Origin of the sequence: Streptomyces nigrescens (genome assembly GCF_027626975.1) — a bacterium.
Classification (GTDB): domain Bacteria; phylum Actinomycetota; class Actinomycetes; order Streptomycetales; family Streptomycetaceae; genus Streptomyces; species Streptomyces nigrescens.
Genome location: NZ_CP114203.1, coordinates 2,029,721 through 2,050,184, shown reverse-complemented (window position 1 = coordinate 2,050,184; position 20,464 = coordinate 2,029,721). Strand labels below are relative to the sequence as shown.

At 71.0% G+C, this 20,464-nt stretch carries 21 protein-coding genes; 8 read left to right on the top strand and 13 right to left on the bottom strand.

Annotated features, from left to right (window positions below; all coding sequences use genetic code 11):
* Positions 1–42 precede the first annotated feature (42 nt).
* Positions 43–903 carry a dienelactone hydrolase family protein gene (locus STRNI_RS09255; protein WP_266443551.1) on the top strand — a complete coding sequence of 287 codons (861 nt, stop codon included), beginning with the start codon at positions 43–45 and terminating at the stop codon, positions 901–903.
* An 89-nt stretch (positions 904–992) separates the two neighbouring features.
* Here STRNI_RS09255 and STRNI_RS09250 read toward each other — a convergent pair whose 3' ends face one another.
* Positions 993–1,829, bottom strand: coding sequence for an alpha/beta fold hydrolase (locus STRNI_RS09250; protein WP_277410914.1), 837 nt, complete (start codon positions 1,827–1,829; stop codon positions 993–995).
* A gap of 120 nt (positions 1,830–1,949) precedes the next feature.
* Here STRNI_RS09250 and STRNI_RS09245 point away from each other — a divergent pair, with 120 nt between their 5' ends.
* From STRNI_RS09245 to STRNI_RS09235, 3 genes are read left to right on the top strand one after another with little or no spacing between them, the layout of a single operon-like run.
* Positions 1,950–2,084 (top strand): hypothetical protein, encoded by a 135-nt coding sequence (locus STRNI_RS09245; protein ID WP_277410913.1) that lies wholly within the window; start codon positions 1,950–1,952, stop codon positions 2,082–2,084.
* Complete coding sequence (locus STRNI_RS09240; protein WP_277410912.1) at positions 2,081–3,265, top strand: CaiB/BaiF CoA transferase family protein; 1,185 nt, start codon at positions 2,081–2,083, stop codon at positions 3,263–3,265. The genes STRNI_RS09245 and STRNI_RS09240 overlap by 4 nt, the downstream gene beginning before the upstream one ends.
* Before the next feature lie 40 nt (positions 3,266–3,305).
* Positions 3,306–4,472 carry an acyl-CoA dehydrogenase family protein gene (locus tag STRNI_RS09235; protein WP_109893579.1) on the top strand — a complete coding sequence of 389 codons (1,167 nt, stop codon included), beginning with the start codon at positions 3,306–3,308 and terminating at the stop codon, positions 4,470–4,472.
* 109 nt (positions 4,473–4,581) lie between these two features.
* Here the strand turns inward: STRNI_RS09235 and STRNI_RS09230 are convergent, their stop codons facing one another.
* Complete coding sequence (locus STRNI_RS09230) at positions 4,582–4,803, bottom strand: hypothetical protein (protein ID WP_148589083.1); 222 nt, start codon at positions 4,801–4,803, stop codon at positions 4,582–4,584.
* A 164-nt stretch (positions 4,804–4,967) separates the two neighbouring features.
* The gene (locus STRNI_RS09225) at positions 4,968–5,999 is read right to left on the bottom strand and encodes a LacI family DNA-binding transcriptional regulator (protein WP_277410911.1); all 1,032 of its coding nucleotides are present in this window, start codon (positions 5,997–5,999) and stop codon (positions 4,968–4,970) included.
* Positions 6,000–6,147: 148 nt separating this feature from the next.
* Between STRNI_RS09225 and STRNI_RS09220 the strand changes: the two genes are divergently transcribed.
* From STRNI_RS09220 to STRNI_RS09205, 4 genes are all read left to right on the top strand, one after another.
* Complete coding sequence (locus tag STRNI_RS09220; RefSeq protein WP_018088956.1) at positions 6,148–7,473, top strand: extracellular solute-binding protein; 1,326 nt, start codon at positions 6,148–6,150, stop codon at positions 7,471–7,473.
* 110 nt (positions 7,474–7,583) lie between these two features.
* Positions 7,584–8,474 (top strand): carbohydrate ABC transporter permease, encoded by an 891-nt coding sequence (locus tag STRNI_RS09215; RefSeq protein ID WP_037741263.1) that lies wholly within the window; start codon positions 7,584–7,586, stop codon positions 8,472–8,474.
* Complete coding sequence (locus tag STRNI_RS09210; protein WP_274738657.1) at positions 8,471–9,319, top strand: carbohydrate ABC transporter permease; 849 nt, start codon at positions 8,471–8,473, stop codon at positions 9,317–9,319. Before STRNI_RS09215 ends, STRNI_RS09210 begins: the two co-directional genes overlap by 4 nt.
* A gap of 150 nt (positions 9,320–9,469) precedes the next feature.
* Positions 9,470–11,137, top strand: coding sequence for a glycoside hydrolase family 13 protein (locus tag STRNI_RS09205; RefSeq protein ID WP_277410910.1), 1,668 nt, complete (start codon positions 9,470–9,472; stop codon positions 11,135–11,137).
* Positions 11,138–11,159: 22 nt separating this feature from the next.
* Here the strand turns inward: STRNI_RS09205 and STRNI_RS09200 are convergent, their stop codons facing one another.
* From STRNI_RS09200 to STRNI_RS09155, 10 genes are all read right to left on the bottom strand, one after another.
* Positions 11,160–11,930, bottom strand: a complete 771-nt coding sequence (locus tag STRNI_RS09200) for a sirohydrochlorin chelatase (protein WP_148591004.1) — start codon at positions 11,928–11,930, stop codon at positions 11,160–11,162.
* A gap of 3 nt (positions 11,931–11,933) precedes the next feature.
* Positions 11,934–12,845, bottom strand: coding sequence for an ABC transporter permease (locus STRNI_RS09195; protein ID WP_093648495.1), 912 nt, complete (start codon positions 12,843–12,845; stop codon positions 11,934–11,936).
* Positions 12,832–13,638, bottom strand: coding sequence for an ABC transporter ATP-binding protein (locus tag STRNI_RS09190; protein ID WP_018088962.1), 807 nt, complete (start codon positions 13,636–13,638; stop codon positions 12,832–12,834). The genes STRNI_RS09195 and STRNI_RS09190 overlap by 14 nt, the downstream gene beginning before the upstream one ends.
* A gap of 41 nt (positions 13,639–13,679) precedes the next feature.
* On the bottom strand, positions 13,680–14,789 hold the full coding sequence (locus tag STRNI_RS09185; protein WP_277410909.1) for an aliphatic sulfonate ABC transporter substrate-binding protein: 1,110 nt from the start codon (positions 14,787–14,789) through the stop codon (positions 13,680–13,682).
* Positions 14,790–15,001: 212 nt separating this feature from the next.
* Complete coding sequence (locus tag STRNI_RS09180; protein ID WP_159485532.1) at positions 15,002–16,357, bottom strand: sulfate adenylyltransferase subunit 1; 1,356 nt, start codon at positions 16,355–16,357, stop codon at positions 15,002–15,004.
* A gap of 2 nt (positions 16,358–16,359) precedes the next feature.
* On the bottom strand, positions 16,360–17,295 hold the full coding sequence (cysD, locus tag STRNI_RS09175; protein ID WP_277410908.1) for a sulfate adenylyltransferase subunit CysD: 936 nt from the start codon (positions 17,293–17,295) through the stop codon (positions 16,360–16,362).
* Positions 17,292–17,825 carry an adenylyl-sulfate kinase gene (cysC, locus tag STRNI_RS09170; protein ID WP_018088967.1) on the bottom strand — a complete coding sequence of 178 codons (534 nt, stop codon included), beginning with the start codon at positions 17,823–17,825 and terminating at the stop codon, positions 17,292–17,294. The genes cysD and cysC overlap by 4 nt, the downstream gene beginning before the upstream one ends.
* Before the next feature lie 20 nt (positions 17,826–17,845).
* Positions 17,846–18,547 (bottom strand): phosphoadenylyl-sulfate reductase, encoded by a 702-nt coding sequence (locus STRNI_RS09165; RefSeq protein WP_093648504.1) that lies wholly within the window; start codon positions 18,545–18,547, stop codon positions 17,846–17,848.
* A complete protein-coding gene (locus tag STRNI_RS09160; protein WP_148591000.1) occupies positions 18,544–18,732 on the bottom strand; it encodes a hypothetical protein in 189 nt (62 codons plus the stop codon). Before STRNI_RS09160 ends, STRNI_RS09165 begins: the two co-directional genes overlap by 4 nt.
* On the bottom strand, positions 18,729–20,426 hold the full coding sequence (locus tag STRNI_RS09155) for a nitrite/sulfite reductase (RefSeq protein WP_159485530.1): 1,698 nt from the start codon (positions 20,424–20,426) through the stop codon (positions 18,729–18,731). Before STRNI_RS09155 ends, STRNI_RS09160 begins: the two co-directional genes overlap by 4 nt.
* Positions 20,427–20,464: the final 38 nt, after the last annotated feature.

Sequence of the window (20,464 nt, the reverse complement as noted above, 5' to 3'; positions counted from 1 at the left end):
CCGGACCAGTCCGAGCAGCGACCGACCGAAGCGGGGGCTTCCATGGCAGATCATGACCTGACGGGTTTTGACCGCGGCACCTTCACCCACGACGGCACCACCCGCCGGATTCTGCGGCGTGGCACGGGGCCCGCCGTGATCGTGCTGGCGGAAATACCGGGGATCACGCCCAAGGTGCTGGAGTTCGCGGAACGCGTGGCGGCCATCGGCTGCACCGCCGTGCTCCCGGTGCTCTTCGGCACGCCCGGCCGCGATGCCGACCCCGCGCACATCGGCCGGCTGAAGGCCGGACTCTATATGGCCTCGTCCATCGGAAAGGTGTGCGTGAGCCGGGAATTCACCGTGCTGGCCACCGGGAAGTCCTCCCCCGTGGTGACCTGGCTGCGGGCCCTGGCCGCGCACGAGCACCAGCGCTGCGGCGGCCCCGGCGTCGGGGCCGTCGGCATGTGTCTCACCGGGGGCTTCGCCCTGGCCATGGCCACCGACGAGCGCCTTCTCGCCCCCGTCCTGTCCCAGCCGTCCATGCCGCTGCCCGTTACCAAGAGCCGGGCCGGCACCACCGATATCTCCGCCGAGGAACTCGCCACCGTCCGGGGGCGGTGTGAGCGCGAGGGCCTTCGGGTCATGGGGCTCCGGTTCCGCGGGGACCGGCTGGTACCGGGTGACCGGTTCGCCTTTCTGCGCCGCGAGCTCGGCGAGGCATTCACCGCCGTCGAACTGGACGACTCCGCCGCGCGTCCCGACGCGGTGCAGTCGCCGCACGCCGTACTGACCGAGCACCTCATCGACGCACCGGGCCAGCCGACCCGCGCGGCGCTGGACGGGGTGCTCGACCTCTTCCGTACGCGCTTGCTCGAACAGGGCCCGCTCGCGGACACGGAGGGCGTGGGGGCAGGTGCGTGACGTGGGCGGAACGCCACGGGCGGCCCCGCGGAACGGGAGGCGCGAGGTGAGCCGCGGCCCGGCCGGCGGGCGTTCGGGGACCCGCCCGGTCAGCCGTGTCCGGCCTCCGGGAGCGGAAGGTCCTCCTGGCCGGCGAGGAAGGCCCTGACCAGGCGGCCGGCCCGGGGGCGGCATTCCTGGAAGTAGGCGTGGCGTGCGCCGGTGAAGAGGCGCATCCGGGCCCGGGGGATACGGGCGGCGAGCAGCGGGGCGTTGGCCGCGGGCGTGAGCCGGTCCTGATCGCCGTGCAGCACCAGGGTGGGCGCCACGATCCGGGGGAGCGCGTCCCAGGCGTCGTGCTCGTTGCTGGCCACCAGATGGCCCCGGCGGGCGTGCGGGGGCATCCCGGGGTCGCCGAGCGTCGTGTACGGGCCGGGATGGTCCGCCAGCCAGGCAGGGGAGTACATCAGGTCGAGGAGGGCCTGCCGCGACGCGGTCGGATCGGCCTGGGCCAGGGCACGCCGTACCGAGGCGTCCCGCTCCTGTGCCTGCGGTCCGCCGGGTGAGGTGCACCCCAGGATGAGGCGGCCGACCCGGTCCGGGTGGCGGGCGGCGACCCACTGGGCGACGCGGCCGCCCATGGAGGTCCCGTACACATCGGCCCGCTCGACACCCAGGTCGTCCAGGACCGCGATCACATCGTCGGCGAACAGCCGGGTGGAGTAGGGCCCGTCGGGTTTGCCGCTTGCCCCGGTGCCGCGGTAATCCATGGTGACCGTGGTGTGTGTGGCGTGGAAGTCCTCGCGCACTCCGTCCCACCAGTGGTGGTTGTTCGCCTGTCCTGCAAGGAGCATCAACGGGCGTCCGGCGCCGTGACGTTGATAGGCCAGGACGGTGCCGTCCTGGGCACGGGTCGAGGCGTGGAGCTGCTGAGGGTGGTCTGACATGCGGCTCCTCGGGTCTTCCTGGACGAAGCGGCCAGTTGTTTGAGGTCCACCGCTCGCTCCTGAGCGGCCATGCTCATCCGGCATGGCACCATCAGTTCTCGCTCTTTCCTTGCCCCTGCCATGCATGTTCATGATGTCACTGGCCGGGTGGCGCTCACCCGGCGCCTGATCGCATGCTTCCAGCAGCAGCAGCAGCAGCAGCAGCAGCAGCAGCCGGGCCGCCGCGCTCCCTCAGCCTTGGAGGTCACCGTATGACCGAGCTTCCGCTCTCCGGCATCACCGTCGTCAGCGTCGAGCAGGCCGTGGCGGCCCCCTTCGCCACCCGCCAACTGGCGGACCTCGGCGCACGTGTGATCAAGGTGGAACGCCCTGACGGAGGCGACTTCGCCCGGCGGTACGACACCACGGTGCAGGGGCAGTCCAGCTACTTCGTATGGCTCAACCGGTCCAAGGAGTCCCTGACCCTGGACCTGAAGTCGACGCGTGGCCGGGAGATCCTGGAGGAACTGCTGGTCGGCGCCGATGTGTTCGTACAGAACCTGGCCCCGGGCGCGGCCGCCCGCCTGGAGCTGGACGCGGCGTCTCTTGCGGGGCGGCACAAAACGCTGATCCCCTGCACCATCTCCGGTTACGGCACCACCGGGCCCTGGGCCGACCGCAAGGCGTACGACCTGCTGATCCAGTGTCAGACCGGTCTGGTGTCCCTGACCGGAACCGCCGAGGAGTCCGCCCGTGCGGGGGTGTCGGTCGCCGATATCGCCGCCGGTATGTACGCCTACTCGGGCATCCTGACCAGCCTGTACACCCGGGCGGTCAGCGGTGTCGCGCGCGCCGTGGAGGTCTCCCTCTTCGAGGCGCTGGCCGAATGGATGCACCAGCCCGCCTACTACACCCGGTTCGGCGGCACCCAGCCTCCGCGGCTCGGCACCCAGCACGCGACCGTCGCACCGTACGGGGCCTACACCGCGGCCGACGGGCAGGAGGTGCTGTTCTCCATCCAGAACGAGCGCGAGTGGGCCGCCCTGTGCGAGCGGTTCCTGGAGCGCCCGGACCTGGTGGACGATCCGCGCTTCGCCACCGGCCCGGACCGGGTGACGCACCGGGACGCGCTGAACGCGATCGTGGCCGAGCGGTTCCGGCGGTCGGACAGCCGGGAGGTGACGAAGCTGCTGGACTCCGCGGGCATCGCCAACGCCGGGGTCAACAGCGTCGAGCAGTTCCTCGACCACCCGGTGCTCCGGCAGCGGGGCCGCTGGCGCGACGTAGGGATTCCCGGCGGCACCGTGCCGGCGCTCCTGCCGCCGGCCGACCTCGCCGGGACCGCCCCGCGCATGGACGCCGTCCCCGCCGTCGGCGAACACACCGAGCGGATCCTGGCCGAGCTGGGACACGGCACCGCCGAGATCGAAAGCCTCCGCGCCGACCACGTCATCTGACGAAGCCACCCCCGCGCCCGCCGGCAAGGAGCAGCACAGCGTGAGTACTCTCGACAGTCTTTCCGAGGACGAGCGGGCCATCGTCGGGACGGTGCGCGGCTTCGTCGACAAGGACGTCCGGCCCGTGGTCCGGGAGCTCGAACACGCCGACACCTACCCCGCGGCCCTGATCGAGCAGATGAAGCGCCTCGGGATCTTCGGCCTGGCCGTCCCCGAGGAGTACGGAGGCACTCCGGTCTCCACGCCCTGCTATGTGCTCCTCACCGAGGAACTCGCCCGCGGCTGGATGAGCCTGGCCGGTGCCATGGGCGGCCACACCGTGGTCGCGAAGCTGCTGCTGCACTTCGGCACCGAGGAACAGAAGACCCGCTACCTCCCCCGGATGGCCACCGGCGAGATCCGGGCCACCATGGCCCTGACCGAACCCGGCGGCGGCTCCGACCTCCAGGCCCTGCGCACCGTTGCCCGCAGGGACCCGGACGGCTACGTGATCAATGGCTCGAAGACCTGGATCACCAACTCCCGGCGGTCCCGGCTGATCGCCCTGCTGTGCAAGACCGACCCCGACGCCACCCCCGCGCACCGGGGCATCTCGATCCTCCTCGTCGAGCACGGGCCCGGTCTGACCGTCTCCCGCGACCTGCCCAAGCTCGGCTACAAGGGCGTCGAGAGCTGTGAACTCTCCTTCGACGACTACCGCGCGCCGGCCGGTGCCGTGCTCGGCGGCGTCACGGGCAAGGGGTTCGCCCAGATGATGAAGGGGCTGGAGACCGGCCGGATCCAGGTCGCCGCACGGGCCCTCGGCGTAGGCCGGGCGGCACTGGAGGACGCACTCGCCTACGCCCAGGAGCGCGAGTCCTTCGGCAAGCCGATCTGGCAGCACCAGACGATCGGCAACTACCTGGCAGACATGGCCACGTCCCTCTCGGCGGCGCGCCAGCTCACACTGCACGCCGCACGCGAGGCGGACGCCGGGCGGCGGGTGGACATGGAGGCCGGTATGGCGAAGCTGTTCGCCTCCGAGACCGCGATGCAGATCGCCCTCAACGCGGTGCGTATTCACGGCGGTTACGGATACTCGACCGAGTTCGACGTCGAGCGGTACTTCCGTGACGCGCCCCTGATGATCGTCGGCGAGGGCACCAACGAGATCCAGCGCAAGGTGATCGCCGACCAGCTCGTCGAGCGGGGCGGCCTTGACGTGTGACGGCCGGGCGGCGGGCGAACGGATCGTCCGGACACTGCCCGACGCCCACGCGGTGTTCGCCGTCCACCAACCCGGAGAGCTGACGTCCTGACACCGGCCCCGGACACCGTCACCCGGCGTTCCTCGGATGCTGCCGGGCCGACCGTTCGTTGCCCCGCCGGTAGTTGCCCGTCCACCGGGCCATCACCAACTGGGCGTCGCCGGACGCCACTTCCCGCAGGAACCGCTCGGCCCGGCCGCCCCGCACCACCGCCGCCCGACGTCCGTGATGGCGCATCACCACGGATCCGTCGCCCAGCTCCTCATAGGTGAACCCATGCGCCTTCGACATCCGTCTCCCCCTGTCATGCCCACTCCGGGCACCTCATCGTGGTGCCACAGCCGTCCTGCCGCGAGCGGTTTTTCGCGGGGCGCACGTCGCCGGGCCGGTACGGGGACGGTTCGGGGTGGGTCTTGCGGATCGGCCGGGCGGGGGCTGATCCGCAAGGAAGCGGCCTAGCTTCCCGAAGGCGGCGGCCCCGTGCTGCCGCGGGGGACGAGTTCGGTCGGCAGGACTATGTGGCGCTGATGGGCGCCGTCGGAGTCGTCGATCACCGACCGGGCCAGGCGTACGGCGGTGCGCCCCAGGTCGGCGGCGGGCTGGGCCAGTGTCGTCAGGCCCAGGACCCCGGCCATGACGTGGTCGTCGAAGCCCATGACCGAAACCCGCCCGGGGACCGGGACATTGGCCTCCCGCAGCGCCGCCAGCAGGCGGAACGCCATATCGTCGGTCTCGGTGAACAGGGCGGTCGGCGGGTCCTGGAGGCTCAGCAGCCGGCCCACCGCCGCGCCCATCCCGCTGCCCTTCCAGCCCGGCACGCTCATGACGAGTTCCTCGTCGTGCTCCAGCCCCGCCTCGTCGAGGGCCCGCAGATGTCCGGCGAGCCGGTTCTTGCTGCTCCAGTGGAAGCCCGTCGCGTCGACCGTCTGCAGGAACGCGATCCGCCGGTGCCCGAGATTGATCAGATGGCGGGTGCCCCGCAGCGCGGCGTCCGCGTCGTCCACGTAGACGCTGGGGCGCCCCGGGGAGTGCTGGCTGACGAAGACGAGGGGCATGCCCAGGTCGTCCAGGCGGGCACGCTCGGCGGGGGTGAGCGAGAAGCTCACCACGAGCAGGGCATCGGCATTGCGGCGGGCGGGCAACCGGTCGAAGAAATCGGCACGTTCGCGCACATCGGCCACGCTGTAGACCAGCAAGTCGAGACCCGCCTCGCGCAGCGCGGGCGCCATACCGGCCAGCGCCGCGCTCAGGAACCACGACTCCAGGTGCGGGAGGAGTACGGCGACCCGTCCGGTGCGGCCGGTCACGAGACTGGAAGCGCTGCGGGTGATCGCGAACGAGAGCTCGCGGGCCGCCTCCTCCACACGGGCGCGTGTGGTGTCCGAGACCGTCGACAGTCCGCGCAGAGTGCGCGACACCGTGGATACCGAAACCCCCGCCCGATGGGCCACATCGGCCATCGTGGCCTCGCTCCGAGCTGAGGACATGCCGGGACGCTAGCACAAAATGACGATGACAGCGTTGCCAGTGGATCCACAAGGAAATCTGTTGTTCACGAACCGTTGACCTGGTGACAAGGCCACTTCTAGCCTGCAAGCGCTGTCATCGATGGCAGCCAAGACGTGAGGAGCACTCATGGCCTTGAGCCGCAGAACCCTGCTCGCGGGCGGTCTCGCCGCCGGAGCCGGGCTCACCAGCGGTTGCGCGGGCAAGCCCTTGGACACCCTGCTGACCCAGGCTGCCCACGTCCCGCGTACCCCGGCCACCCTCGTCTGGTGGGTGTCCGAAATCCCCTCCCGGAACGGTCCGGTGGTGGCCGACCTGATCATCCGTGCCTTCGAGCGCCGCCATCCGCACCTCCGTGTCCGGAAATCGAACGCCCTCAGCACCACCGACGGCAACCGCGCCGCGGTCACCACCCAGCTCGCGGGAGCCTCACCCACCCCCGACGTCTACCTGGGCGACACCACCTGGCCGGCCCAGTTCGGCGCCAACTCCCTTGCCCTGCCGGTGCAGACACTGCTGCCCAAGGACTTCTGGGGGGACTATCCGGCGGCCCTGCGACGGGTCAGCGAGTACCGCGGAGCCGTGTACGCCCTGCCCTTCTACACCGACAACTCCTTCCTCTTCTATCGCAAGGACTTGCTGGCCAAGCACGGCCTGCCGGTGCCCCGCACCTGGGAGGAGCTGCTGCGCACGGCGCGCAGGATCCAGCGGGCCGGGGACGCCGCCTACGGCTTTCTCTGGCAGGCCTCCGTATCGGAGTCGCTGACCTGCAATGTCGCCGAGTTCCTGGCCGACGCCGAGGCCCCCGTACTGGACGAAGCGGGCCGGGTGGCGCTGAACGGGCCGGGCGCGGAGCGGGCCTTCGCGCTGATGCGGGAGTTCACCGAGACCGGGGTCACGCCCCGTACGGTCACCACCTACGCGGAAGCGGACTCCCAGGACGCCTTCACCGGCGGCCGCGGCGTCTTTCTGCGCAACTGGTCCTACGCCTGGGGCAATGCGGCCAACCGCTCGGTCTCCAAGGTGGCCGGCCGGGTCGGGGTCGTCCCCCGCCCCGGCTTCGACGGCGACGGTCCGCGCGGGGTGAGCTGCGCCGGCGGCTGGAGCAATTTCGTCAATCCCAACTCCCATCACCTCGGGGCCGCGGTCGCCTTCGCCCGCTTCTGCGCCGGAGAGGAGGCGCAGATGATCCTGCTGAAACACGCCGGGGTGATTCCGGCACTCGAAGGGGTGCTGACCCGGCCGGAGGCCCGCCGGGTCGGCGATCCGACGCTCACCCGGGCCCATGAACTGCGGCTGGTCGCCCGGCCGGTGCAGACCCCGTACTACCCCCAGGTCAGCAAGGCGCTCTACACCCAGGCCAACGCCGTCACCGGCGGCCGGGCCACGCCCGCCCAGGCCGTGCGCGCGGCCCGCGCCGACATCCGGACCGCGCTGGAAGGCAGGGCCCTGTGAATGCCGTTACCTCCTCCGCGACCTCCTCCGCGATCGTCGCGCGGGGCCCGGTCCCGCGGCCGGCCGGACCGCCGGCCGGACCCGGACCGCGCGGCGGCGGACCGGCCCGGATGAGCCGGCGCCGACGGGCGCGCACCGGCTGGTTCTTCGCCTCGCCGGCGCTGATCGTCATCGCCGCCGTGACGGTCTTCCCGGTGCTCTTCTCGCTGCTGCTCAGCTTCGCCGATGTCCGCCTGGAATACGGCGGGTTCCGTCTGCTGTCCCTGACGGGCGACCATTACGCCGCCGTCTTGAGCAGCCCGGAATGGCGCTATGCGCTCGTCTTCACCTTCGGCTTCACCGCCGTCACCGTCCTGCTGGAGCTGGTGCTCGGCACCGCCGCGGCGCTCGTGCTGGAACGGCTGGGGGCCGCCCGCGGCTGGGTGCTGGCGGTGCTGCTGCTGCCCTGGGCGCTGATCAATGTCGTCGCCGCCCAGTTGTGGGGCTATCTCTTCAACGGCACCTATGGCGGGCTGACCTGGCTCTTCGAGCAGATCCTGGGCCGCCAGCCGGACATTCTCGGGCAGCCGGCCTCCGCCATGGGCGCCATGGTGGTGGTCGATGTATGGAAGACCACACCCTTTGTCGCGATTGTCGTCCTCGCCGGGCTGATGCTGATCCCCGGCGATGTCTACGAGGCGGCAGAGATCGACGGCGCCGGCGCCTGGACGACGTTCTGGAAGGTGACCCTGCCGCAGCTGCGGCCGATCATGGCCATCGCCGTCCTCTTCCGCATCCTGCAGGCCTTCGGCATCTTCGACCTGCCGTTCGTCCTGACCCAGGGCGGACCGGGCACCGCCACCGAATCCCTGGCGATGCTCGGCTACAAAACGCTCTTCCAGAACCTCGACATCGGCCGGGGCGCCGCGGTGGCCACCACCACCGCCGTGATCGTGATCAGTTGCTGTCTGCTCTTCCTGCGGGTCTTCAAGACGCAGGCCGACGAAGGAGGGCGGGCATGAACCGCCGTGCACCGGCCTCCGGCATCCGCCGGTACCTCAACGCCGTCAACCTCGGCGGACTGGCGATCGTGGTGCTGTCGGCACTGCCGCTGTACTGGATGATCGCGTCGTCCTTCAAGGGACCGGGCGAGATCAGCGCCGCCCCGCCCAGCCTGGTACCGGAAGCGGCCACGTTCGGCAACTACGCGGAGGCCTTCGTCCGCAACGGCATCGGCCGCTATCTGCTCAACAGTGTGCTGGTGGCCTCTGTTTCCACCGTCGCCGTACTGGGGCTGTCCTTCTTCGCGGGGTACGCCCTGGCCCGCACCCCGCTGCGCGGCCGCGGCGCCATCATGACCACGCTGCTGATGCTGTCCGTCTTCCCGCCGATCGCGCTGGTCGTGCCGCTGTTCCTGCTGGAGCGCCAACTGGGGCTGCTCAACAGCTACGCGGGCCTGATCGTGCCCTATGTCGCGCTCAATCTGCCGTTCGCCATCTGGATCATGCGCAACTACCTGGTCGGTATCCCCCGTGAGCTGGAGGAGGCGGCCACCGTCGACGGCGCAGGACCGCTGCGCACCGTCCTGACCGTCATCGCGCCGCTGGCCCGGCCGGGACTGTTCACCGCGGGCATCTTCACCTTCACCGCGACCTGGGCGGAGTTCCTCCTGGCGCTGACCTTCAACAGCGAGGACGGCCACCGCACCGTTCCGGTCGGCATCGCCCTGTTCACCAGCCAGTACACGGTCCCCTACGGGACGCTCTTCGCGGGGGCCGTGGCCGCCACCGTACCGATCGGCGTCCTGGTCATGATCTTCCGCCGCTCGATCGTCTCGGGTATGACCTCCGGCGCGGTGAAGGGATGATCCCGGCCCCCGTGCCGGCCGGCCCCGTGGCCGCCCCCGCCGCCCCCGCCGCACCCGGTCCGACCCGGCGCCGCACCGCGCCGTACCCCTCCCGCAGCTACCGCTGGGAGGTGCCCCCATGCGTCCGCTCCCGCCCCGAAAGGCCTCCACGTGACCGCACAGCACCTCGACCCCGCCCGCGACACCACCGACTGGTGGCGGCAGGCCGTCGTCTATCAGGTGTACCCGCGCAGCTTCGCCGACTCCGACGGCGACGGCATCGGTGACCTCCCCGGAGTGACCTCCCGGCTGCCCTACCTCGCGAGCCTGGGCGTGGACGCCGTCTGGCTGAGCCCCTTCTACCCCTCCGAGCTGGCCGACGGCGGCTACGACGTCGCCGACTACCGCGATGTCGACCCGCGGCTGGGCACCCTCGACGACTTCGACGCCATGGTCACCGAGGCACACCGCCTGGGCCTCAAGGTGATGGTGGACATCGTGCCCAACCACTCCTCCCACCAGCACGTGTGGTTCCAGGAGGCGCTGCGCGCCGAGCCCGGATCCGCCGCACGGGATCGCTATGTCTTCCGCGAGGGCAAGGGCGAGCACGGTGAACTGCCGCCCACCGACTGGATCTCCTGCTTCGGCGGCCCCGCCTGGACGAGGCTGCCCGACGGCTGGTGGTACCTCCACCTCTTCGCCCCCGAGCAGCCCGACTTCAACTGGGACAACCCCGAGGTCCGCGCGGACTTCCGCACCACGCTGCGCTTCTGGTCCGACCGCGGCGTCGACGGCTTCCGGGTCGATGTGGCACACGGGCTGGCGAAGGACCTGGCCGCTCCGCTCCGCGACATCGGCACCGTCGAGGGCTACACGCCCGGCGACCTGCCCGAGGACGGCAGCCACCCCTTCTGGGACCGCGACGAGGTCCATGACATCTTCCGGGAGTGGCGCAAGGTCTTCAACGAGTACGACCCGCCCCGGGTCGCCGTCGCCGAGGCCTGGGTGCGCAGCTCCCGCCGTACCGCCTACGCCACCCCGCAGGAGCTCGGCCAGGCCTTCAACTTCGACTTCCTCAAGGCCTCCCTGGACGCCGCGGAGCTGCGCGCCTCCATCGACACCGCGCTCGCCGACGCACGGGCGGCCGGGGCGACCGCGACCTGGGTGCTCTCCAACCACGATGTGATCCGGCACGCCTCCCGCTACGGCCTCCCGGCCGGCCGCGACGAAGAGGCCTGGCTGCTCTCCGACGGCCAAGAGCCCGCCCTGGAACGGGAGTTCGGCCTGCGCCGGGCCCTGGCCGCGACCCTGCTGATGCTGGCGCTGCCCGGCTCGGCCTATGTGTACCAGGGCGAGGAACTGGGCCTGCCCGAAGTCGCCGACCTCACCCGCGACAGCCTGCAGGACCCGGTATGGACCCGGAGCGGCGGTGCGCTGAAGGGACGGGACGGCTGCCGGGTGCCGCTGCCCTGGCGTCGCGAGGGCAGCTCGTACGGATTCGGCAGCGGCGGCTCCTGGCTGCCGCAGCCCCCGGGCTGGGGCGCGCTGTCCGTCGAGGCACAGCAGGACGAGGCGTCCGCGCCCCTGGAGCTCTACCGCACCGCGCTGGCCACCCGCCGCCGGCTGGTGGCCGACGAGGCGCTGGAATGGGCCGACGACACCTCGGCGACCGAGCGGGGCATCCTGCACTTCCGCCGCTCGGGCGGCTGGGAGTGTGTATCGAACCTGACGGACGAGCCCCGGCCGCTGCCGGCCGGTGAGCTGCTGCTGAGCTCCGCGCCGGTCACCGGCGACCAACTGCCGCCGTGGACGACGGTCTGGCTGCGCACCACGCGCTGACCGGCCGCGCCCCGGGGACCTGTCAGGCGCTCAGCGCCGTCAGGTCCCCACGGGCGTGCGCCAGGGCCGCGCTGTCGTAGCGCCGCAGCAGCAGACGGGCCAGCTCGGGCGCCGGGCCGAGCACGGGGGCGAGCAGGTCGGCGCGGGCCTCGCGGGCGCCGGCGGCGATCCGGTCCGGGAGGAAGCCGGGGGCGATGACGTACGGGGCGACGGCCACCCGCCGGACGCCCTCGGCACGCAGCGCCCGTACGGCGTCCGCGGTGCGGGGAAGAGATGCGGAGGCGAACGCAGGACGCACGGCACACCAACCAGCGGTGCGCCACCACTCCCGCGCGATTTCAGCGATCACTGCGCTCGCCTCCGGGTCCGAGGAGCCCGCCGAGGCCAGGACGACCCCGGTCGAACGACGGTCACCGGGCCGCAGCCCGGCTTCCTCCAGCCGGCGCTCCAGCGCGGCGGTCAGGAGGGACGACGGGCCCAGCACGTCGGCCTGACGGATGGACAGCAGGGGCAGCCGGACGGCCGCCTCCCGCAGTACCGCCGGGATGTCGGACTTGGCGTGGAAGGCCCGGGTCAGCAGCAGCGGCAGCGCCACCACGTCCCGCACTCCCTCGGCCGACAGGCGCTCCAGCACCCGCGGCACCCGGGGGGCGTTGAAGTCGAGATAGCCGACCTCGACCCGCAGCCCCGGCCGCAGCGCCCGCACCCGCGCACAGAGCGCGGAGACGGTCGCGGCGTGCCGCGGGTCGCGGCTGCCGTGGGCGATGACGAGAAGCGTGGGGCGGGTGTCCATGGGTCAGCTCTTCACGAGGAGGCCGCGGCTGCGCAGCACCCGGCGTTCGACGGGGGCAAAGATCAGCAGCTCGATGCCGATGCCGACGATGAGGATGAGGAGGATCGCGGACAGCACCCAGGACATGTCCTGGAGCTCACGGCCCTGCTCCAGCAGCTGGCCCAGCCCGGTGCCCAGATCGGGCGCGTTCACGATGAGTTCGGCGGCCATCAGGGAGCGCCACGAGAACGCCCAGCCCTGCTTGAGCCCGGCGATGTAGCCCGGCAGCGAGGCCGGCAGCAGCACATGCCGTACCCCGGCGAAGCCCGTGGCACCGATGGTGCGGCCCGCCCGCAGGTAGAGCGGGGAGATCTGGTCGACACCGGCCACCAGCCCGTTGGCGATGGACGGGACCGCGCCGAGCAGCACCACCGTGTAGATCGTGGCGTCGCTCAGCCCGAACCAGATGATCGCGGCCGGGACCCAGGCCACCGAGGGCAGGGACTGCAGCCCGCTCAGGATCGGCCCGATCGCGGCCCGTACGGCCTTGACCCGGGCGACGATCAGCCCGAGCACCGTGCCGATCGCCACCGAGGCCAGGAAGCCGAGGGCGCCGCGGGACACACTGGTCCACACAAAGCTCAGCAGGGTGCCCTCCAGCCACTTCTGCTGCAGCGAGTGGCCGACCTCGACGGGGCTCGGCAGCAGGTAGTGCGGCTTGAGCTCGAAGTGGTAGGCGAGCTGCCACAGGGCGAGCACGATCGCGATGGCGATCAGCGGAGGGAGCGCCTTCGAGGTGGCGGTGCGCAGCCACGGCTGCCGGTCGACGACCCTGGATTCCAGGGCGTCGAGCCCGGCCTCCAGACCGGCGATGTCGCCGGAGCTGTCACCCGCCTCCGCGGCGGTGGACGGGGCCTTGGTCTCAGTGCTGGCCATGGCGGCGGATCTCCCCACGGAGCTGTTCGGTGATCTCGATGGAAAGGTCGGCGACCGCGGAGTCCTCGATGCGGCGCGGCTGCGGGATGTCCACCCGCCACTCGTGGGCGATCCGCCCCGGGCGGGAGGACAGCAGCACCACCCGCTCGGCGAGCCGTACGGCCTCACGGACGTTGTGGGTGACGAAGAGGACCGAGAGGTTGGTCTCGCGCCAGATACGGGTCAGCTCGTCGTGCAGCACATCGCGGGTGATCGCGTCGAGCGCCGCGAACGGCTCGTCCATCAGCAGCAGTTGGCTGTCCTGGGCGAGCGCACGGGCCATCGCGACCCGCTGGCGCATCCCGCCCGACAGCTCGTGCACCCGCTTGCCGTGGGCGCCCTTGAGCCGGACGAGTTCGAGCAGCCGCTCGGCCTCGTCGCGGCGCTCCGCGCGCGGCACCCCGCGCAGCCGCAGCGCCAGTTCGATGTTGCGGCCCGCGGTCAGCCACGGGAACAGCGCATGCTCCTGGAACATCAGGGCCGGCCGGCCGCCCGGCGTCTCGATGGCGCCGGCGGACGGCGCGTCGAGGCCTGCGACGAGGTTGAGGAGGGTGGACTTGCCGCAGCCCGAGGCCCCCAGGAGGCAGACGAATTCGCCGGGCGCCACATCGATGGTGATGTCGTCCAGGACATGCTGCTGTGCGCCGGTGCGGCCGAACGACTTCGAGACATGGTCGATGCGAGCGGCGTACGGCACGGTGGTGCCCGGGTCCGCCGTGGCGGGCTGCTGCTTGGTGAGCGTGGTGGTCGTCATCGGTGTCACCTCCTGGGGGAGTGCGGTGCTGCGGGCGGGAGCTACTTGCTGCCGAGTCCGGCGTCGTCGACCGGCTGCTTGCCCTCGGACCTGAGCACCTTGTTCAGCAGCGTGAGGTCGTAGATGCCCTTGAGGTCGGGCTTCTTGAGCAGGCCCGCCTTGACGGCGTGGTCGGCCTCCTGCTGGAGGGTGGCGGCCAGCGGGTCATCGGTGACATCGACGTTCTTGAACGCCGAGTCGATGACGTTCCGCGGCAGTGCCTTGCCGGCGACGTCCGCGGAGGCGAGCTTGTCGTTGAGGGTCTTCTTCGCCTCGGCCGGGTGCGAGCGGATCCAGGCGTTGGTCTTCACCGAGGCACGCAGCACCGCCTCGACGGCCTTCGGGTGCTCCTTGAGGAACTTCTGCGAGACGATCATGTTCGTGATGACGAACTTCCCGTCCTTCCACAGCTTCTTCTCGTCCAGGATCGTCTTGCCGCCCTCGGCGACGAGCTTGGAAGCGGTGGGCTCGGGCACCCAGGCACCGTCGATGGCGCCCTGCTGGAAGACCGTGGGCGTCACCTTGTTGTCGGTGCGCTGGACGGTGACGTCGCCCTTGCCGGTGGTGGGGTCGACCTTGTAGCCCTTCTCGGCCAGGTAGTTGAGCAGCGCGACGTCCTGGGTGTTGCCCAGCTGCGGGGTCGCGATCGTCTTGCCCTTGAGGTCGTGGAGGCCCTTGACCTTCTTGGGGTTGACCACCAGCGAGACACCGCCGGAGGCCGAACCGCCAATGATCTTCAGGCTCTTGCCGTGCGACTTGGCGTAGCCGTTGATCGCGGGGGAGGGGCCGATCCAGCCGATGTCGATGGCGCCCGAGTTGAGCGCCTCGATCTCGGCGGGGCCCGCGTTGAAGACGGAGGACTTCACCTCGGTGCCGCCCAGTTCCTTCTGGAACCGGCCGCTCTGGAGGCCGACCAGGGGGGTCGCGTGCGTGGTGTTGCCGAAGTACCCGATCGTCAGGTGATCGAGCCCGTCGGTCTTGGCGCCCTTCGGGGCGACACCGGCCGCGGTGTCCTTCTTGGCCTCGGAGCCGTAGCCGCAGGCGCCCAGCGCGCCTATCAGGAGCGGGACGGTGGCGGCGGCCGCCAGCAGGCGGTGACGAACGGCAGACACGGGAGGAGTTCCTCTCGGAGGGCCGGGCGGTGCACGCCCTCTAGGGCGCGCCCGGCGAAGCTGTGGATCTTCGGAAGGGGGGTGTGGGGGATACGGAGTCGGGCATCGTCAGCGCACACATCGGCCGACTCCGCCCTGCCCGCTGCCCAGGGCGCCGCTGCCGATGCGGCCGCCCTCTTTCGCGAAGGTCGAGAAAACGTCCTTGAGCATGCTCAGAAGTCCCATCCCTCGTCGTCCGCCGCGGCCGCCGGCGCGGCCTCTTCGGCCGCCTCCGCGAAGGCGGTGCCCGCCATGCCCGCGGTCAGCGTCGTCCCGTCCGCCGGGTCGATCAGCAGGAAGGAGCCGGTGCGGCGGGAGTCGGCGTAGGCGTCCAGCGCCAGCGGCTCCGCCGTGCGCAGCACGATCCGCCCGATGTCGTTGGCCACCAGCTCACCGGGTGCCGGGTGCTGGGAGAGGTCGTCCAGGGTCAGCCGGGACGGGATGTCCTTGACGATCGCCTTGACCGTGCGGGTGGTGTGCTTGAGCAGCACCCGCTGCCCGACGGTCAGCGGCCGGTCCGCGACATGGCAGACGGTCGCCTCGATGTCCTGCGAGACGCCCGGCGCGCCGGCCGTCGGCGCGATCAGGTCGCCGCGCGAGATGTCCAGGTCATCGGAGAGCCGGACGGTCACCGACTGCGGTGCCCAGGCGACGTCCACGGCCTGGCCGAGCGCGTCGATCGCCTCGATGGTGCTCGTACGGCCCGAGGGCAGCACGGTGACGGCGTCGCCGACGCGCAGCACACCGGAGGCGATCTGGCCCGCGTAGCCGCGGTAGTCGGGGTGTTCGGCGGTCTGCGGACGGATCACGTACTGGACCGGGAAGCGGCCGGGGTCGTCCGAGGGGTCGGCGACGACGGCCACGGTCTCCAGGTGCTCCAGCACGGTCGGGCCGCCGTACCAGTCCATGGTGGCGGACGGCGTCACGACATTGTCGCCGGCCAGCGCCGAGATCGGGATCGCGGTGATCTCCGGGACGCCCAGCGAGGCCGCGTACGTCGTGAACTCCTCGGCGATGGCGGCGAAGACGGGCTCGGCGTAGTCGACCAGGTCCATCTTGTTGACGGCCAGGACGACATGCGGGACCCGCAGCAGGGCAGCGACCGCGGCATGCCGGCGGGTCTGCTCGACGACACCGTTGCGGGCGTCGACCAGCACCACGGCCAGCTCGGCGGTGGAGGCGCCGGTGACCATGTTGCGGGTGTACTGCACATGCCCGGGGGTGTCCGCGAGGATGAAGCGGCGGCGCGGAGTGGCGAAGTAGCGGTAGGCGACATCGATGGTGATGCCCTGCTCGCGCTCGGCGCGCAGCCCGTCGGTCAGCAGCGCCAGGTCGGGCGCCTCCTGACCGCGGCTGCGGGAGGCGTGCTCGACGGCCTCCAGCTGGTCGGCGAGCACCGACTTGGAGTCGTGCAGCAGCCGGCCCACCAGGGTGGACTTGCCGTCGTCGACGGATCCGGCGGTGGCGAAACGCAGCAGCGAGGTGGCACCCGCGTCCACGACGTCGATCGCGTCCGTGTTCGTACTCATGGTTAGAAGTACCCCTCGCGCTTGCGGTCCTCCATGGCGGCCTCGGACATCTTGTCGTCGGCCCTCGTTGCGCCCCGTTCGGTCAGCCGGGAAGCGGCGATCTCCGTGATCACGGCCTCGATGGTGTCCGCGTCGGAGTCGACGGCGCCGGTGCAGGACATGTCGCCGACGGTGCGGTAGCGCACCTGCCGGGTCTCCAGGCTCTCGCCGTCCTTGGGGCCGCCCCACTCACCGGGCGCCAGCCACATACCGTTGCGGGCGAAGACCTCCCGCTCGTGGGCGTAGTAGATGGCGGGCAGCTCGATCTTCTCGCGGGCTATGTACTGCCACACGTCCAGCTCGGTCCAGTTGGACAGCGGGAAGACCCGGACGTGCTCACCGGGGGAGTGCTTGCCGTTGTAGAGCTGCCACAGCTCGGGGCGCTGCCGGCGCGGGTCCCAGCCGCCGAACTCGTCGCGCAGCGAGAACACCCGCTCCTTGGCGCGCGCCTTCTCCTCGTCCCGGCGCCCGCCGCCGAAGACCGCGTCGAAGCGGCTCTTCTCGATGGCGTCCAGCAGCGGGACGGTCTGCAGCGGGTTACGGGTACCGTCCGGGCGCTCGCGCAGCTCACCGCGGTCGATGAAGTCCTGCACGGAGGCGACGTGCAGCCGCAGCCCGTGCCGCTCCACCGTGCGGTCGCGGTAGTCGAGCACCTCGGGGAAGTTGTGCCCGGTGTCGACATGCAGCAGCGAGAACGGCACCGCGGCCGGCGCGAACGCCTTCAGCGCGAGGTGCAGCATGACGATGGAGTCCTTGCCGCCGGAGAACAGGATCACCGGCCGCTCGAACTCGCCCGCCACCTCACGGAAGATGTGCACCGCCTCGGACTCCAGGGCGTCCAGGTGCGACAGCGCGTAGGGGTTGTCGAGGTCGCCGGTCACGGCAGCGGTGGCGGTCATGCCAGTCCCCTTTCGGTGAGCAGCGTGTGCAGCGCCGCCGCGGACTCCTGCACGGTCTGGGTGTGCGATTCGAGGCGCAGATCGGGCGACTCGGGCGCCTCGTACGGGTCGTCGACGCCGGTGAGCCCGGAGATCTCGCCCGCCGCCTGCTTGGCGTACAGGCCCTTCACATCCCGCTCGGAGCACACCTCGACGGGCGTGGCCACATGCACCTCCAGGTAGGCGGTGCCCTCGGTCTGGTGGCGCTTGCGCACCGCCTCGCGGCTGTCGGCGTACGGCGCGATCACCGGCACCAGCGCCTTGACGCCGTTGCTCGCCAGCAGTTCGGCCACGAAGCCGATGCGCTGGACGTTGGTGTGCCGGTCCGCGCGGGTGAACCCCAGGCCCGCGGACAGGAATTCGCGGATCTCATCGCCGTCGAGCACCTCGACCCGGTGGCCCTCGCCGCGCAGCCGTCCGGCGAGCTCGTGCGCGAGGGTCGTCTTGCCCGCGCTCGGCAGACCGGTCAGCCAGATCGTGGCGCCCGTCATGGATATCTCCTGATGCTCGGTCATCCGTGCAGCCCGCACTCGGTCTTGTTGCTGCCGGCCCAGCGGCCGGCCCTGGCGTCCTCGCCCTCCAGCACCCGGCGGGTGCAGGGCGCGCAGCCGACGGAGGCGTAGCCGTCCGTCAGCAGCGGGTTGGTCAGCACACCGTGTTCGGCCACGTACGCGTCCACGTCGGACTGTGTCCAGCGGGCGATCGGCGAAACCTTCACTTTCTGCCGTTTCGGGTCCCAGCCGACGACCGGGGTGCCCGCCCTGGTCGGCGACTCGTCCCGGCGCAGCCCCGTCGCCCAGGCGTCGTACCGGGCCAGGCCCTCTTCGAGGGGCTTGACCTTCCGCAGCGCGCAGCACAGGTCGGGGTTGCGGTCGTGCAGCTTCGGGCCGTGCTCGGCGTCCTGCTCGGCCACCGTCTGACGAGGGGTCAGGGTCAGGACGTTGACGTCCATCACCTCGGCCACCGCGTCGCGGGTCCCGAGGGTCTCCGGGAAGTGGTAGCCGGTGTCCAGGAACACCACGTCCACACCGGGGAACGCCCGCGAGGCCAGATGCGCGACGACCGCGTCCTCCATCGAGGAGGTGACGCAGAAGCGCGGACCGAAGGTCTCGGCGGCCCACGTGAGGATCTCCAGCGCGGGCGCGTCCTCCAGGTCGCGGCCCGCCTGCTCGGCCAGCTGCTGCAGGTCGGCTGCGGTGGTAGCGGTGGTCACGACTCACCTCCGTCGGGTGCGGCAGGGGACTTACCGGTCAGCCCCTGGGCCAGCAGGCCCAGGAACTTCAGCCGGAACGCACGGCTGCAGGACCGGCATTCCCAGGCTCCATGGCCTTCCTCGGAGGGCTGCAGGTCCTCGTCCCCGCAGTAGGGGCAGTAGAAGGGCGCCGCGCGCTCGCTCATTTGAGGGCACCCTCTTCCGCACGGGCCGCCCAGGTGGCGAACCGCTCGCCCTCCTCGCGCTCCGCCTCGAAGTTGCGCAGCACCCGCTCGACGTAGTCGGGGAGTTCATCGGCGGTGACCTTCAGACCGCGGACCTTGCGGCCGAAGCCGGGCTCCAGGCCCAGCGCGCCGCCCAGGTGCACCTGGTAGCCCTCGACCTGGTTGCCGTCGTTGTCCAGGACCAGCTGGCCCTTGAGGCCGATGTCGGCGACCTGGATACGGGCGCAGGCGTTGGGGCAGCCGTTGAGGTTGATGGTGACGGGCTCCTGGAAGTCCGGCATCCGGCGCTCCAGCTCGTCGATGAGGGACGCGCCGCGGCCCTTGGTCTCGACGATGGCCAGCTTGCAGAACTCGATACCGGTGCAGGCCATCGTGCCGCGCCGGAACGGCGAGGGGGTGACCTGGAAGTCCAGCGCCTCCAGCCCGGCGACGAGCGAGTCGACCTGGTCCTGCGTCACATCGAGGATGATCATCTTCTGCTCGACGGTGGTGCGCAGCCGGTCGGACCCATGGGCGGCGGCCAGTTCGGCGATCTTGGTGAGGGTGGTGCCGTCGACCCGGCCGACGCGCGGGGCGAAGCCCACGTAGAAGCGGCCGTCCTGCTGCTGGTGCACCCCGATGTGGTCGCGCCACTTGGAGCGCGGCTGCTCGGGCGCGGGGCCGTCGATCAGCTTGCGCTGGAGGTACTCGTCCTCCAGTACCTGGCGGAACTTCTCCGGGCCCCAGTCGGCCATCAGGAACTTCAGCCGGGCGCGGGTGCGGAGCCGGCGGTAGCCGTAGTCGCGGAAGATCCCGACGACACCGGCCCAGACGTCCGCGACCTCGTCCAGCGGCACCCAGGTGCCCAGGCGCTGGGCGAGCTTGGGGTTGGTGGACAGACCGCCGCCGACCCAGAGGTCGAAGCCGGGGCCGTGCTCGGGGTGGACGACGCCGACGAAGGCCACGTCGTTGATCTCGTGGACCACGTCCTGGACGGGGGAGCCGGAGACCGCGGTCTTGAACTTGCGCGGCAGGTTGGAGAATTCCTTGCTGCCGATGTAGCGGTCGTGGATCTCGTCGACGGCGGGCGTGCCGTCGATGATCTCGTCCGCCGCGATACCGGCCACCGGGGAACCGATGATCACGCGCGGGCAGTCGCCGCATGCCTCGGTCGTGGAGAGCCCGACGGCCTCCAGCTTCTCCCAGATGGCGGGGACGTCCTCGATACGGATCCAGTGCAGCTGGATGTTCTGCCGGTCGGTGATGTCCGCGGTGCCGCGGGCGTACTCCTCGGAGACCTCGCCGATGGCGCGCAGCTGGGCCACGGACAGCCGTCCGCCGTCGACCCGGACCCGCAGCATGAAGTGCTTGTCGTCCAGCTCCTCCGGCTCCAGGATCGCGGTCTTGCCGCCGTCGATCCCGGGCTTGCGCTGGGTGTACAGACCCCACCAACGCATCCGGCCACGCAGGTCGTTGGGGTCGATCGAGTCGAAACCGGCCTTGGAGTAGATCGTCTCAATGCGTGTCCGCACATTGAGACCGTCGTCGTCCTTCTTGAACTGCTCATTGCCGTTGAGCGGCGTGAAGTGGCCAACGGCCCACTGGCCCTCACCGCGGTGGCGTCCGGCCTTACGGCGGGTCGTGGCAGCTGCGGGGACTTCGGAGGAGGCGGCCATGGGTGTACGTCCTTCTGGGCGGGCTCAAGGGATCCGGA